This window comes from Bacillus sp. 11C, assembly GCF_055486375.1.
The window spans coordinates 19,975-34,810 of record NZ_JBUPVZ010000009.1; the positions used below are offsets into that span (position 1 = coordinate 19,975).

Below are 14,836 nucleotides of genomic sequence, written 5' to 3' on the forward strand. Positions count from 1 at the left end.
ATAATGTGGGAAGCCAATCTGTTGTTTGTATTGGAGAATTGTTAATTGATTTCTTTTGTACCGATGTGGATGTTGATTTAATGGAAGGCCGCCATTTCTTGAAAAGTGCCGGGGGGGCACCGGCGAATGTGTCGGCAGCGATTGCTAAGCTGGGCGGAGACGCCGCTTTCAGCGGAAAAGTAGGCAAGGATCCGTTTGGGTATTTTCTGAAGAAAACATTGGACGCTGCACAGGTGGATACCTCTATGCTGGTCATGGATGAGAAAGCGCCTACAACGCTTGCTTTTGTTTCATTAAAACAAAATGGGGAGCGCGATTTTGTTTTTAATAGAGGCGCGGACGCTTTGTTTACGCTGGAGGATATTGACCAGGATAAATTAAACGAAGCGAAAATCCTTCATTTCGGCTCAGCGACGGCATTGTTATCAGATCCGTTTTGCTCAGCCTATTTACAGCTGATGTCGATTGCGAAAGAAAATGGACAGTTTATTTCGTTCGACCCTAACTATCGTGAGGATTTATGGAAGGGGAGGGTTTCGGAGTTTGTAAGTGTCGCAAAAAGAGCGATTGCTGTAAGTGATGTTGTGAAAGTCAGTGACGAGGAGCTGGAGATCATCAGCGGTGCGAAGGATCATGAAAAGGGTGTTGCGATCCTTCATGAGATTGGAGCCAAAATTGTTGCTGTGACACTTGGGAAAAGCGGAACTCTTCTTTCGAATGGAAAAGATCATGAAATCATTCCGAGCATTCCGGTTACATCAATTGACTCAACAGGGGCGGGAGACGCTTTTGTCGGTGCTGCTTTATATCGATTGGCAAACACGGATCAGATTCAATCCGTAGATGCTGATTTTGCGAAGCTGCGGGACATTGTGTCCTTTGCCAATAAGGTGGGAGCTCTTGTGTGCACGAAAATTGGAGCGATTGATGCACTGCCAAGCATGGATGAGATTGAAGTTTCTTTGTAAATCATTGAGGATGTTTCTTGAAAGTCTTTGGACTTTTGGGAGGCATCTTATTTATATTTTTGTACTTAATTCAGGTGAAAAGTTAGTTGTTTTACCTTGAAGTGTAATTTTTTATTAAAGAATTACATTTTTAATGATTCATTAAATTTGGGTGGAAATGACATCATGAGTATAATTGTGAGATTCAAAGATATTATGTCAGCGAATATCAATGCTTTATTGGACAAAGCTTAAATTCCAGAGAAAATGGTATATCATTTAAGAAACATGACTAGCGATTTGGCTAAGGTTAAGACAGAAACAGCGGCATGCGCGCCGAGGTGCTTTTTGTCAATACGTTAGATATGCAATTAATCGGCGACGGAATGACGATCACTGGTTTTCAAATCATGAGCTTTAATTATCCTCAAGAAGTTCAGGATATGATTACGAAGAACGCTTCCTATGGTATGGTTGGGGATGTGCGCAGATACCAGCAAATGTAAATGGCTGATGGAATGGCACTCGGAAAGATGAGCGGAGGCGGAGCGGCTTCTGATATGGCTGGAATGATGATGGGAATGAATATGGCCAATCAAATGAATCAGAATCAGCAGGTACAGCCATCAGGCAACGGAGGCAAACCTAATTTTCGTCCGAACTGCGGAACAAAAACCGGTGAAGCTAATTTTTGCCCGAATTGCGGCCAGAAGCTTGTGTGAGAATGATATAGTGACAAGTCCGGAGTGATCAGACACTCCGGACTTTTTTATTCAGTAGAATCCTGAACAGGCCATTTTCGGGCACCCGCTTGGACAATGCCCAGCAGCAATTGACGACGTTCCTGTAAAGAATTGATGGTCGTTTGAAATGTTTTCTTTGATAAAGTTGGTATGCCTGATTGTTGAAGCTTTGTGATATCTGGTTCCGCCGGTACTTGTTCAGCCGAATGGATATAGGCGGTATGAACGGTATCTAAGTAGTTTTTGATACTTGAGCGTGTTTCTTTGATGTGAAGCTGATTCGGCTGATATTGTTCAGGGATGCCGTATTTCAAAATGGTTAATGCTTCATCCAATACAGTGACGGCTATAATGGATGATTCCTGACGCTGCGTGCTGTGGTAAAAATGAAGGATAGGGAAGGCGTAATGCTGAGCAGTCAGCTTTCCCAAGTCTGATGAAATCGTGACAAGAAGAAAATCAATGTCGTGAAAGTCTTTGCCATTCCATGCATTCTTGACAATTTCTGTTCCGTCGCGCCCCATACTTAATACACTTTGGGCAAATGAACGCTTTTGATTAACCGCACTCAATACAGAAATCAAATAGGTGACAGAAAATGTGATGGTAAGCAGGCCATGAGCGGTTTCTATGACCGTGACCAGCTTCCATAGGTGTCCGTTCGGTGCGAGGTCGCCATTCCCTAATGTAAACATGACATAGCCGGCAAAATAAATTCGATCTGACCAGGATGCCGGGTCATTCGATTGAGTTTCCACGAGTGAATGGGGGTCACTTGAAAAAATCAAAAACCATCCGCCCCAAAATAAAATGATCCATATCACTAACGTCAGGCATAACAGCAGAGGACCTGCCGTGCTGAGAACCTTTGCGTGGTCTCCGCTGATTTTGCGGAAGCCTTTCCACAGCCATGCTGACAAACATCTGGTGATCGGGCCTGCGCCGCTCTCTAACCATAATGTGGTCCATAAAAAATCGATCATGCCTGCTGTTAACAATAAAAGGCCTGCAATGACATAAACCTCATTCAATTTTGTTGCCTCCCTTAGCCAGCCATCTTTTCTTTTTTATTTCCTCTTACCTTTAGTCTGAAACAATTGTTCAAATGTTTGATAAGAAAGTCATTGTATAGAAGAAAAACAGGAGGAGTTACCCAACAGTTACCCATCTTGTCGTTGATAGCAGATAAACAGAAACTCACAGAGATTTTGACTAGATTTACTTATTTTCACAAAGAAAAAAGTTCATTTTCCCCTTGAATTGATGATTTTTCTTTGATTAGATAAAAAAATTTTCAGAAATTTATATTGACTGTAAGTGTTTTTATAATTATGATAATATCAGAAGTAACAAAAATGTCACTATTATATTACTAAAATAGAACTATCAAGTGACTATAAAGTAACAAGTTGTCGAGTATATGTGCAAAGAAATGCTCACTGTTCTTTTAGATGAAAATGAAATCGCTTCCAAAAGAACTGAGAGGCTAAGCAGAAGGGAAGGGTATAAGGCCATTGGATAAACATGAACAATTTTTTCTGAAGCCTGCTCACCAGATGTAAGAAAAGCAGCAACCCTAGAATAAGTTTTTGAAATACGCAGTAATCGATTTTGAAAAAGACTGGGGGAAACAGTATGAATAAACAAGGTAATCAAATGTCATTTTTACGTACAGTTATTATAGTCTCGACTTTCGGCGGTCTCCTCTTCGGTTATGATACGGGAGTGCTTAATGGAGCTTTGCCGTATATGGGAGAGCCGGACCAGCTTAACCTCAATGCCTTCACAGAGGGGCTTGTCACCAGTTCACTTCTTTTTGGAGCCGCACTGGGTGCCGTGTTTGGCGGCAGGATGTCTGATTTTAACGGCCGCCGCAAAAATATTTTGTTCCTCGCTGTTATATTTTTCATTTCAACGCTCGGGTGTACGTTTGCTCCAAATGTAACGATCATGATTATCTCCCGTTTTGTGCTCGGAATTGCGGTCGGGGGCGCATCAGTTACGGTTCCTGCCTATTTAGCGGAGATGTCTCCTATGGAAAGCAGGGGGCGGATGGTGACGCAGAATGAACTGATGATTGTATCGGGACAGCTTTTGGCCTTTATTTTTAATGCGATCCTCGGAACAACAATGGGAGACAGCTCCAATGTGTGGAGATTTATGCTCGTCATTGCGTCGCTCCCTGCGGTATTCTTGTTTTTCGGTATGCTTAGAATGCCTGAGAGTCCTCGCTGGCTCGTCTCTAAAGGGAGAAAAGAAGATGCTTTGCGGGTTTTGAAAAAAATTAGGGATGAAAAGCAGGCTGCGTCTGAGCTGGAAGAAATTGAATTCGCTTTCAAAAAAGAAGATAAGCTTGAAAAAGCGACGTTTAAAGATCTTGCGGTACCGTGGGTGCGCCGGATTGTGTTCATTGGAATCGGGATTGCGATTGTACAGCAAATTACAGGTGTAAACTCAATTATGTATTATGGTACTGAAATTTTAAGAGATGCCGGTTTTCAAACGAAAGCCGCATTAATCGGAAATATCGCGAATGGCGTGATTTCGGTATTGGCAACATTCGTCGGAATCTGGTTGCTAGGGAAAGTTGGCCGCCGGCCGATGCTGATGACAGGTTTGATCGGTACGACAACGGCATTATTGCTGATCGGGATATTCTCACTTGTGCTCGAAGGATCACCGGCTCTTCCATATGTGGTTCTGTCGTTAACAGTGACATTCCTTGCATTTCAGCAGGGTGCGATCTCGCCAGTGACGTGGCTGATGCTTTCTGAGATTTTCCCGCTCCGCCTTCGCGGTTTGGGAATGGGCGTCACGGTATTCTGTCTGTGGATGGTGAATTTTGCAGTCAGTTTCACTTTTCCGATATTGCTGGCCGCGATTGGGCTGTCCACAACGTTCTTTATCTTCGTTGTACTAGGAATTTGCTCTGTATTTTTTGTGAAGACATTTTTACCGGAAACGAAAGGGCTTTCGCTTGAGCAGCTGGAGGATAATTTCCGCGCTTATGTTCGCGGCGGGGCGAAGAAAGATTCCAGCTCTGAAGTGGTTGGATAAGGAATATAAAAAGAATCCGCATCTGTGTGCGGATTCTTTTTTGTTCCATTAGTTAGGTCTGACAAGGATTTTGACTTGGTTTTTCTCTTTAATAAGAGCCCCGAAGCCTTCCTCGATCAAATCGTCTAATACGATTTTTTTCGTTACAAGTTTGTCAGCTGCAAAATAACCTTCTTTCATTAATGACAATACAGCCGGGAAGATGTCGCGGTATCCGATAATTCCTTTGACTGTACGTTCTTTGATGACGATATCGTTCGGGTGGATTTCAGCGCCTTTTTCCCAAATGCTTACAATGACTGTTTCACCGGCAATTGTAGTGGATTGGATCGCTTGCCGCAGTACCACTGGAACGCCAGTGACTTCGAATGCTACTTCGACACCGCCTCCAGTACGTTCTGCAATTTCAGCGACTACATCATCTGTTTTGGACGGATCAACGATGATGGCTCCAAGCTCCTCAGCTTTTTGCTGGCGTTCAGGTGAAAGCTCGACAGCGTAAATGTCAGTCGCGCCAGCAGCCTTCAGCGCTTCAATCACAAGAAGCCCGATCGGTCCGCAGCCGAATACAGCCGCTTTGTCACCGGCTTTGATTTTGCTTGAGCGGACAGCGTATAAAGCGACCGCGGAAGGCTCAACAAGAGCGCCTTGTTCATATGATAATTCCTCAGGAAGTTTGAACAACAGCTCTTCATCTACAGAGACGTATTCAGAGAAACCGCCGCCTCCGCCGGCTAAGCCGAGGAATCCCATTTGTTCATCAAGGTTGTAGGCGCCCTGGTGACCGTGTGTTGCAAAAATCGGTTCGACTACGACTCGGTCTCCTGCTTTATAATTTTCAACGCCTTCGCCGACTTCAACAACTTCACCGGAGAATTCATGGCCCATTGTGACAGGTGCTGTTTCATTCGTTAATGGATGTGGTTTGTCAACCGGAATAAAGATCGGGCCGCCAAGATACTCGTGTAAATCACTGCCGCAGATACCGCACCATTTGACTTTGATCTTTACTTTTCCCGGCTCTGTTTTTGGCTCTTCAATATTTTCAATACGGATATCCTTTTGGTTATGCCATCTTGCTGCCTTCATGGATTACCACTCCTATATCTTTTTATATGAGTAATTCCGCACTGATCAATATGAACTGTTCACAAAATCGCCATTTTTAAAACCAAAAAAGAAATGAAAATTTTATATAATGTAATTTGCGTTTTTAAAAAAAGAAACTTTGAAGAAAAAAGAGTCTCGCACACTCTTTTTTCTTTATTATGAGAGAGTATGAATCGTTTACATAACTATGAAATTTGGTTTGAACAATACGGTCATGGTTCGTTCATATTGAATGCGATAACTACTCTATCAACAATTATAACGCTTATATTCCAATTATAATAGGATAATCTTCCATGGTTTATTTTAGCATTGGTAACTATTCTGACTTTGTAACATTACTGTAAGGATATTGAAATAAAAATTCCCTGGTTGATCGTGTATAATTTTTCTAGATGTTAACAAACAGGGGGACGAAATGTTGAAGAAAGTCATTTTAGCCGCTTTTATCTTAGTAGGAAGTACTTTGGGAGCTTTCAGTTTTTCAGCAGATGCCAGTGCGAAACATGTGAATGGAAATATTACTTGGTATAATGGAGTCGGGAAAAAAGGCTCTTCAGGAAAAAAACTTGGGCACTGGGACTGTGCGACCAAGATCGGATTTGATGTTCCTAAAAACGGGACAAAAATCAGAGCTTATGCAAAAGCGAAGCCTAAAAAGGTGATTACGGTTTACAAAAATGATGTTGGCAGAATGCCTCATGCAGTACTGGATGTAAGCCCTAAAGCGTTTAAAGCGCTTGGATACCCATTAAGCAAAGGAAAAGTAGCGGGACATTACAGCTATTAATCTACATATATAATCTGTAAAGCAAGAAGTCACATTCTTGCTTTTTCTATTGGTGGAGATAAGAGATGAAAAAAAGAATCATATTATTGTTAACAGTCGTGATAGCGGCAGCGGGCTTTGTGTTTTATGTTGTAAAGGATAAAAGCCATGAGAGCGTTGCTGATGTTTCAGTCAATACGGAAAGCGGTGATCAGCTGCTCGTTTCGATCACGAATACCGATCTGCTGACGAAGTATTATGAAAATGACAAGGTGATCCATGAGGAGGAGCTAACCAGCTATCCGGCATTTGCCTTGGATCAAAAGCAGCGGGTGCTCTATTATACGGGCAATAATGATCAAAATGAAATGAGGCTCTTTAAGCTGGATCTAAAGTCTAATAAAAAGATGATGCTGTATAAAGGCGCTGAGAGTGCGGACAGCTTGTTTTTATCGAGGGACCGTTCAACCATCTATTTCCGTTTAGGAAAAGCGGACGAAAGCAATTTTCGGATCGCATCCTTTGATCTGAAAACGAAGAAATACAAAAACCTTTATCCTGCCGTGAATGATCAGGATGACAGCGTCAGCAGCTTCTTTTATAACAAAAAAACAGATTCTTTTGCATTGCTTCATTATTCTGTAGAAGAAGATTACAAGAAAACAGATGAAGCGAACGAAAAGGGGATCGATCCTGAACCGACAACGATTCATTTTGCGTCAGGCCGTCAAAACAAATTTGATGAGCTTAAGAGCCTTGACCAGTTTATCAGCGATATTGCTGTTTCTGATGATGATAAACGTATGTTGTTTACATCATATACACAAAAAGGCACGGAGCAAACAGCTTCTATTCAGATGCTGAATGCGGATGCGAAAAAATATGAAAATATCATTTCGAATCAAAAAAACTTTAAGCTGTTAATTGACGCTCAGCCGCAGTTTTCTAAGGATGGAAAGAAAATTTATTTTCTCGCCGAAGCCAAGGGAGCTAAAAAACTGAAGGATGAAACAGGGCGTGAAGCGAAGGTTCGGACGATTTATTCCTATAACTTAGAAAATAAGACGTTCAAAAAAGTGTGGGAAAATCCGAACGGCATCATCAACAGCTTTTCTGTTATTAGCTGAAAAAACCACTCGGCATGGGCTGAGTGGTTTTTTAATGGACGAGATGCAGGGCTAATGATCCGAGCCATTTAAAGAAATGGATCAGCGGTATCGACAAAAACAGGAGTTCAACATATGAGTTGACGGCAAGGTTCAGCTTTTTGACCTGAGCTCTTTGTTTCAGGTCTTTTTGCTGCTGGTTTGCGATCATGTTATCACCTCTTCGGTATCTATATTATACCATAGAGAGAAACGAAAAAGCCCAAATGTTTACAGTTTTGGGCTTCTTTCTTTGTTTCAGGCCACTTTTGAAATGGAGGCTTTTAGTCTGGATATAGAATTTGCGTCTCCGTTCGGGGAATGTTTGCTTGCAGGAGACTGCATTTGTTTATAGGGAAGAGCTAGCTTGTTTTCGTTTGACCGTTGTTTTGGAGATTCACTAATGAACGGATGCCGTCAATCATTTTGCTGCCGCACAAAGGGCATGATGGCGAGTCACTGCTGGCAAAGTTTTTTCTGCTCCAGCCGTTGCAGTCTTCTTTTGTGCATTCCCAAGTACTCACATCTTCTTTAGGCAGCGGTTCTTGATTACGTTTATTATAGTAAGACATAAAGTCACTTCTTCCCTCATGTATTTTAACTGCACATTTCTTATTGTCTCATACTTTTCCCCAATCTCCTAATTCCTTTTTCTTTATGGCTTTCCAATCAGACCATCTAAAAAGGAGAGGAGTGTACTGTTAAAAGCATCAGGCTCTTCTAAAAACGGGCAATGGCTGCTGTTAGAAAAGGTGACGAGCGTTGAGTTGGAAATTTTGCCGCGCAAGTGTTCTCCAGCTGCTGTAGAGAAAAATTTGCGGTCTTCCCCGAAGCAAAGCAATGTCGGTACAGTGATGTTTTGAAGGGTGCCGCGGTAATCAGCAGCCGTTTGGTTAAATAAAATCGTGCTTGAAATGGCAGCCGGCTGTTTGAGGATTTCTGCCAGCATCCATTCTTTTTCTGTCTCAGCAGGCGGTTCCGCGAACATATTCTGAATGAAGCTTTCGTAGAATGGCAGCGGATCAGTCTGAATGGCGTGCATCGCCGTTTTTAAACCGTCAAAATCAAACGGGCCGTGTTTCCAGCCCTCCCACTGATAGTCGGAAGCGGATTGGTCGATGATCACAGCGGCTTGTATGTTATCATTCCCAAATTGATTGAGATAATCCCATACGACAAAAGCGCCCATTGACCAGCCGGCGAGAACGGCACGATCAAGCTCCATTGCTTTTAGAAACTCCCTTACGTCGCGGGCGTATTGGGAAATGGTGTGGCCGTGAAGCACTTTGTCGGATTCGCCGTGTCCTCTAAGGTCGAGACGAATAAACTGATAATTGGCAGATAGTGCTGAACATTGTTTATGAAAAAACTGCCCGCTCATCAGCACCCCGTGTATAAACAGGATCGGTGTACCGCTCCCGTGCGTTTCATAGTATAGACGTGTCTGATCTTCTAATGTGATGTATGGCATGTTTCTCCTCCTCTAGTTTCCGTCTTGAGAATGAATGGCTGCTGTTGAGCTGATGATGGCAGCTGTCGCGGCTGTCTGCTGAGCCTGAATTGCCGCTTCGATTGCGGTGTATAGGCCTGATTCCATCAGCAGATTGTTCTCCATATACTCACTGAGATATAAGCAGACAGCAATTTTAAAATTAATCTCCTTTTGCCGTTTAAATGCTTTTTCTTGGTTTAATTCGCGAGCGATAGCCAAAACGGTTTTGATATCTGGCTCTTCCAGAAATGTGAGAAAGGAAAGGTCTGGATAATGATAATCCTTAGGCTTTTTGAAAGATGCAGTGATGGATTGAAATATATGTTTGCAATGGGAAACAAGCGTTTCAGGGTCTTTTTCACTTTGCAAGGCCAGAATATGGCTGACCTGATGTAAGTACTGCCCTTTTTTAAACCCGTTGGCCGCCAGCAGCTGATAGCATGTTTCCGCCTTGTTTAGCGCCTGCAAACCTTTTCCGTTTTCGCCAAGCAATACGGCAAGCGGAACATTCTGGGGTGAAGTGAGGAAATAATGATTTTTCTTCATCTGCCGATAAACAGAAAGCCCCGTGTTCATCTGTTCTCTTAGGTTTGTTGTGTCTGATTTGCCGGTGAGCAGGATCAGGGCGGAAAGGTACGTGAATATATCCCGCTTATATCCAATCTTCACCATTTCATTGTATACGTCGATGAAAGTCAGAAACGTTTGTTTTGCCTCATGCTGAAAATGAATGTCCAGAATGGAAGCAACTGTAAAGCGGTGGTGGGAATTGAGTGTCGAGAAGCTGCCGATGTTTGATTTGATATAGCTGCTCAAATCATAAAAGCGCTCAAAATCAAACTCTCTTTTATTCACAATATATGCAGACGAAATGAGTATTAATATCTGATCTTGTGCAACTTTCCATTTTAATTTTGATTTTAATTCGGCATAAATGGAAATGTATTGTTTTGTCTTTTCGCTAAGACTGTTTGTCAGCATAAAAACGCTCCTTATTGCTGTTTTTATGTTATACGAAAAATGGGGCCAAAAGTTTCTTAAAGAAAAAACTTGCCTGCGAGAGGCAAGTTTGTCGGGTTATTTACGGGGATTGGGGATCTGTTATATCCATCGGTCTCATCATGTCATAATCTTCATGCTCAAGAATATGGCAGTGCCAAACGTATCGTCCGCTGTATGGCCCGAATGTCGCCGCGATTCTCAGGACTTCACCGGCGTGAGCTTGAATGGTGTCTTTCCAGCCCTTTTCACTTGGAGGCGGCGGAACAGCCGGGCCTGTATAGGACAATTCCCCACTTTCTTGATAACGTGCGATATCAAATGGCCGGCGGTCTAATACACGGAAGGAGACCAGATGCAGGTGAATCGGATGTGTTCCGCGTGTCGGATTGATAATGGACCATATTTCAGTTGTGCCGGCTTTTGGTGCTTCTGTGACAGGGTCGTGCCATCGTTTGTTATTGAGAAGAAGGACAGGTCTGCCGTATTCGTCCTGGGTGCCTGCCAGTTTCAGTGTTCTGATGTTTTGGATTCTTTCATTCTGCACCGAAGGGTACGAGGCGAGGTACTTCGGCTTTCTGCTTTCATCTTTTTGTGCCAATGGTTTTGTGACTCTGAATTGCATGATATTCGCATCTGTTTCGGGATTGACGTCACCGCCGCAGCCTGCGCTGTTTGCCAAAATGATCGATTGTCCTTCATAGGCTGTGAAATCAATGATGATATCATAACGTTCAGCAGGTGCAAGACTGAAAGAGTTCAGTTTAGCAGAGCGCGGAAGAAGCCCGCCGTCTGAACCGATCTGAATAAATTCTCCGCCGTTATCGAGTGACAGATTATAGGTTCTCGTATTGGAGGCGTTGATGACGCGGAAGCGGTATTTCCTCGGTTCGACCTCCAAGTATGGCCAAACCTTCCCATTCACCAGTATGGTTTTTCCGCAAAAAGCCGGAACGATTGAAGGATTGGGAAGTGTCGGGGAAGGGTTTTCCGGTCCGTTTGGATAAAACAAAGAACCGTCCTCGTTGATCGTGCGGTCTGTGATAAGAAGCGGTATGTCGTATTCGCCGGAAGGCAGCTTTAAGCGTTTTTCCTTTGGATCGTGAATGAGATAAGCGCCGACGAGTCCGGCATAGACATTCAGCCTGGTAAGCGCCATGGCGTGATCGTGATACCACAAAATAGCACCGCGCTGCTGATTCGGATAATGATAAACCTCTCGTTTGAAATAAGGGCCTGTTTGCTCAAAGTTTTTGGAAAACCAAGCTTCCGGATACCCGTCACTATCATCTGGCGTGACGCCTCCGTGTAAATGAACAACAGTCTTTACTTCGGGCTCATCATGCTGGCTGTCGCTGTGATGAATCGTATGGTCAATCGGAAGGAAATGCGTTGAAGGAAGGTGATTCATCCATTTCACATAAACGTTCTCATTTCTTTTGACCTCAATGGTAGGCCCCGGAAATAAGCCGTTGTAGCCCCAAAGGCGGGTCGGGGGGAGATCGCGGTGGAGTTGGTGAGTGCATTCTTCCATAGTGACTTCGTAGTATGTCTTTTCTTTTGTTTGCTGAACAGGCTTTAGTGTATCTGGGATTGGGAGAGCATCCGCAAATTTTTCAAGTATCATTTTTCATCTGTCCTTATCTAAATTTTCTATATTGGTATTATAGTTAATGACAATAAGGGCGTGATGGTTACAAAAAAAAATGGCGTGCCGCTGCCTGCCCGAAGAAGAAATAACAAAATCCTAAACGGGAGTCCGTTTAGGATTTGATCAGCATTAAGGGAGGATGTCGGGCTGCTGATGTGTGACAGACTTGGCTGCCGCTTTTTCGCTCACCTTGCGTTTTCTGAACACAAGATAAGAAATCAGAACGATTCCTGTGATGACGCCTGTCAGCAGCAGCTCGTCTCTCATGGAATCAATGAATGCCATAGATACTAAAATCCCGCAGATGGCGATAATGGTCACGTAGGTTAAGTATGGGAAGAGCCACATTTTAATCTTTAAAGCTTCAGGGTTCGTTTTTTCAAGTTTTTTACGCATTCTCAAATGGGAAACAGCGATGACGAGATAGACGAGCAGTGCAATTGCGCCTGATGAATTGACTAAAAATAAAAAGACGGTATCAGGAGAAAAGTAATTCATCACAACCGCGATATATGAGAAAAGTGTACCGGCAACAATCGCCTGTACGGGAGCACCTTTTTTGCTTAATTTCATAAAGCGGCGCGGTGCTTCGTTTCTTTCTGCAAGTGAATACAGCATTCTGGATGTGGTGTACAAACCTGAATTCAGGCAAGAGAGTACAGCGGTGAGGACGATAAAATTCATAATCTGGGCGGCAGCGGGAACACCGATATGCCCGAGCACAGCGACGAACGGACTTTCTAAAATATTGGCTGAATTCCAAGGCAAAAGCGCAACGACAACGGCAATAGAGCCGACGTAAAAGACAATGATGCGCCACACAACGGAACGCGTCGCTTTGGTCACGGATTCCAACGGATTGGATGTTTCTCCTGCAGCGATAGCAACGATTTCCGTTCCCATAAAGGAAAAAATAACGACGACAATGCCAAGCAATACGGAGCTGATGCCTTGCGGGAAAAATCCGCCTTGGCCCGTCAAGTTGGAGAGGCCCACTGGACTGCTTCCTGGTGCGAATCCAAAAATGAAAGCGAATCCAATAATTAAAAACAAAATAATCGTAACGACCTTAATAAGGGAGAACCAATATTCGAATTCACCGAATGATTTAACGGAATAAATATTGGTCAGTGTGAGCAATACGGTCAAAATTAAGCTTGTGAGCCACAGAGGAATATCGTGGAACCAGTATTGAATGATGCTGGCTCCGGCAATTGCTTCAATCGCGATAACGACGACCCAGAAAAACCAATACAGCCAGCCGATTGCAAATCCGGCCCATGGCCCGATGGCGTCATGAGCGTATTGGGAAAACGATCCGCTCGTCGGGTTTACGGAAGACATTTCACCGAGCATTCTCATGATGAAAATAACCAGTAAGCCGGCTAGCGCGTAAGAAACGATAGCACCAGGACCGGTCGAGTGAATGACTGAACCGCTGCCTACAAATAGGCCGGCTCCGATCACGCCCGCGATCGAAATCATGGTCATATGGCGGGTCTTTAATTCTTTTTTTAATCCTGATTGAGACTGGTTCATAAATTACCTCCTTAAAGAATGAAACTATTACTGAATATTATGATAATTGAAACTCTATCATAAATATACAGTTTGTCGAAAATTCGTGTAAGAAAATATAACAGTTTATTTCAAATTTGTAGGTTTTTGTTTGTGGTGTTTTCAGCAGATAAGCTTGGATTAAAAGAAAAAATGTTTCGTTAATTATTCATTTTTGGAGCTAGCGTAATGTTTTAAAATATTGAAGATCGCAGAGGTATTGGCGGCATTGAATTTTAAGGGATTTTTAGAGGAGAAAGTAAATTGGTTTAGAGAAACAGTGTTCCGCCATAACTATTTTTCTGTGGCGAGTGAATCATGTTTCTGTAGACCCACTGCTATTCAGCTTTGTATCATTATAATAGGAATTCACGAGCGGAGAGGAGGTTTTGTATGGAGAGATACGATGAACTGAAAAAGGGAGAAGCCGGGGCTATTGTCAGCATTTCCGCGTATCTTGTCCTGTCCGCGATTAAGCTGATCATCGGTTATTTCTTTCACTCGGAAGCGCTTATGGCAGACGGGTTTAATAACACAACTGATATTATTGCTTCTGTTGCTGTGCTGATCGGCCTTCGCATCTCTCAAAAGCCTCCTGATGAAGATCATCCATACGGCCACTTTCGGGCGGAAACGATTGCATCACTTATCGCATCCTTTATTATGATGGTTGTCGGACTGCAAGTGCTGTTCAGCGCCGGAGAATCTATTTTTTCTCCTAAACAAGAGACACCGGATATGATTGCGGCTTGGACGGCAGCGGGCGGGGCAGTCCTGATGCTTATGGTGTACCAGTACAATAAAAGGCTGGCCAAAAAGGTGAAGAGCCATGCGCTCCTTGCCGCGGCCGCTGATAATAAATCGGATGCGTTCGTCAGCGTCGGCACGTTTATCGGAATTACGGCTGCGCAATTCCGCCTTGCTTGGATTGATACGGTCACGGCGTTTGTGATCGGTCTGCTCATTTGCAAAACGGCATGGGATATTTTTAAAGAATCGTCTCACTCTTTGACAGATGGATTCGACGTAAAAGACATTTCAGCTTATAAACAGACAATCGAAAAGATTCCAGGTGTACGCCGTTTAAAAGATATTAAAGCGAGATACTTGGGCAGTACGGTCTACGTTGATGTGGTGGTTGAAGTATCCGCTGATTTAAATATTACGGAAAGCCACGATATTGCCAATGAAATTGAGCGGAGAATGAAGGAGGAGCATGCGATTGATTATTCACATGTTCATATGGAACCTTTAGAACGCAAATAATTGAGCTTCCTGTCATAGGAAGCTTTTTTGGTGTGATTTATTCTGCTTTATTGGAAACAATTTGCTAGAATCGTTTTTTTATACAAATCGCTTTTTGTGG

Annotated in this window: 13 protein-coding genes and 2 pseudogenes; 7 read left to right on the forward strand and 8 right to left on the reverse strand. The window is 43.2% G+C overall.

The features are described 5' to 3' along the window. The first annotated feature begins 5 nt into the window (after positions 1 to 5). From ACY3LV_RS13720 to ACY3LV_RS13730, 3 genes and pseudogenes are all read left to right on the forward strand, one after another. Complete coding sequence (locus tag ACY3LV_RS13720; RefSeq protein WP_333561767.1) at positions 6 to 968, forward strand: carbohydrate kinase; 963 nt, start codon at positions 6 to 8, stop codon at positions 966 to 968. 165 nt (positions 969 to 1,133) lie between these two features. Next, positions 1,134 to 1,277: pseudogene (locus ACY3LV_RS13725) on the forward strand (PspA/IM30 family protein); the annotation flags it as partial. Positions 1,278 to 1,306: 29 nt separating this feature from the next. After that, positions 1,307 to 1,669: pseudogene (locus ACY3LV_RS13730) on the forward strand (SPFH domain-containing protein); the annotation flags it as partial. A 47-nt stretch (positions 1,670 to 1,716) separates the two neighbouring features. On the opposite strand, the gene ACY3LV_RS13735 reads toward ACY3LV_RS13730, so the two are convergent. Beyond that, positions 1,717 to 2,721 (reverse strand): potassium channel family protein, encoded by a 1,005-nt coding sequence (locus ACY3LV_RS13735; protein WP_333561768.1) that lies wholly within the window; start codon positions 2,719 to 2,721, stop codon positions 1,717 to 1,719. Positions 2,722 to 3,325: 604 nt separating this feature from the next. Between ACY3LV_RS13735 and ACY3LV_RS13740 the strand changes: the two genes are divergently transcribed. Continuing rightward, positions 3,326 to 4,747: a sugar porter family MFS transporter gene (locus ACY3LV_RS13740; protein WP_333561769.1), complete on the forward strand. Its 1,422-nt coding sequence runs from the start codon at positions 3,326 to 3,328 to the stop codon at positions 4,745 to 4,747. Positions 4,748 to 4,795: 48 nt separating this feature from the next. Here ACY3LV_RS13740 and bdhA read toward each other — a convergent pair whose 3' ends face one another. Next, positions 4,796 to 5,836, reverse strand: a complete 1,041-nt coding sequence (gene bdhA / locus ACY3LV_RS13745) for a (R,R)-butanediol dehydrogenase (protein WP_464863979.1) — start codon at positions 5,834 to 5,836, stop codon at positions 4,796 to 4,798. 439 nt (positions 5,837 to 6,275) lie between these two features. Between bdhA and walM the strand changes: the two genes are divergently transcribed. Both walM and ACY3LV_RS13755 read left to right on the forward strand, forming a co-directional pair. Further along, positions 6,276 to 6,647, forward strand: coding sequence for a cell wall metabolism protein WalM (walM, locus tag ACY3LV_RS13750; RefSeq protein ID WP_087991324.1), 372 nt, complete (start codon positions 6,276 to 6,278; stop codon positions 6,645 to 6,647). Positions 6,648 to 6,712: 65 nt separating this feature from the next. After that, positions 6,713 to 7,753 carry a hypothetical protein gene (locus tag ACY3LV_RS13755; RefSeq protein ID WP_464863981.1) on the forward strand — a complete coding sequence of 347 codons (1,041 nt, stop codon included), beginning with the start codon at positions 6,713 to 6,715 and terminating at the stop codon, positions 7,751 to 7,753. A 31-nt stretch (positions 7,754 to 7,784) separates the two neighbouring features. On the opposite strand, the gene ACY3LV_RS13760 is transcribed toward ACY3LV_RS13755, so the two are convergent. The 6 genes from ACY3LV_RS13760 to gabP all read right to left on the reverse strand — a co-directional run bounded on the left by ACY3LV_RS13760 (position 7,785) and on the right by gabP (position 13,452). Then, positions 7,785 to 7,943: a hypothetical protein gene (locus ACY3LV_RS13760; RefSeq protein WP_333561772.1), complete on the reverse strand. Its 159-nt coding sequence runs from the start codon at positions 7,941 to 7,943 to the stop codon at positions 7,785 to 7,787. Positions 7,944 to 8,133: 190 nt separating this feature from the next. Further along, positions 8,134 to 8,343, reverse strand: a complete 210-nt coding sequence (locus ACY3LV_RS13765; protein ID WP_087991327.1) for a cold-shock protein — start codon at positions 8,341 to 8,343, stop codon at positions 8,134 to 8,136. 83 nt (positions 8,344 to 8,426) lie between these two features. Continuing rightward, complete coding sequence (locus ACY3LV_RS13770) at positions 8,427 to 9,242, reverse strand: alpha/beta fold hydrolase (protein WP_464863982.1); 816 nt, start codon at positions 9,240 to 9,242, stop codon at positions 8,427 to 8,429. A gap of 12 nt (positions 9,243 to 9,254) precedes the next feature. Next, complete coding sequence (locus tag ACY3LV_RS13775; protein WP_333561773.1) at positions 9,255 to 10,244, reverse strand: DUF4003 family protein; 990 nt, start codon at positions 10,242 to 10,244, stop codon at positions 9,255 to 9,257. A gap of 100 nt (positions 10,245 to 10,344) precedes the next feature. Beyond that, entirely contained in the window at positions 10,345 to 11,889 is a 1,545-nt protein-coding gene (gene cotA / locus ACY3LV_RS13780) for an outer spore coat copper-dependent laccase CotA (protein ID WP_333561774.1), read from the reverse strand. Positions 11,890 to 12,042: 153 nt separating this feature from the next. Continuing rightward, entirely contained in the window at positions 12,043 to 13,452 is a 1,410-nt protein-coding gene (gabP, locus tag ACY3LV_RS13785) for a GABA permease (protein ID WP_148963473.1), read from the reverse strand. Positions 13,453 to 13,863: 411 nt separating this feature from the next. Here gabP and ACY3LV_RS13790 point away from each other — a divergent pair, with 411 nt between their 5' ends. Further along, positions 13,864 to 14,736 carry a cation diffusion facilitator family transporter gene (locus ACY3LV_RS13790; RefSeq protein ID WP_087991332.1) on the forward strand — a complete coding sequence of 291 codons (873 nt, stop codon included), beginning with the start codon at positions 13,864 to 13,866 and terminating at the stop codon, positions 14,734 to 14,736. Positions 14,737 to 14,836: the final 100 nt, after the last annotated feature.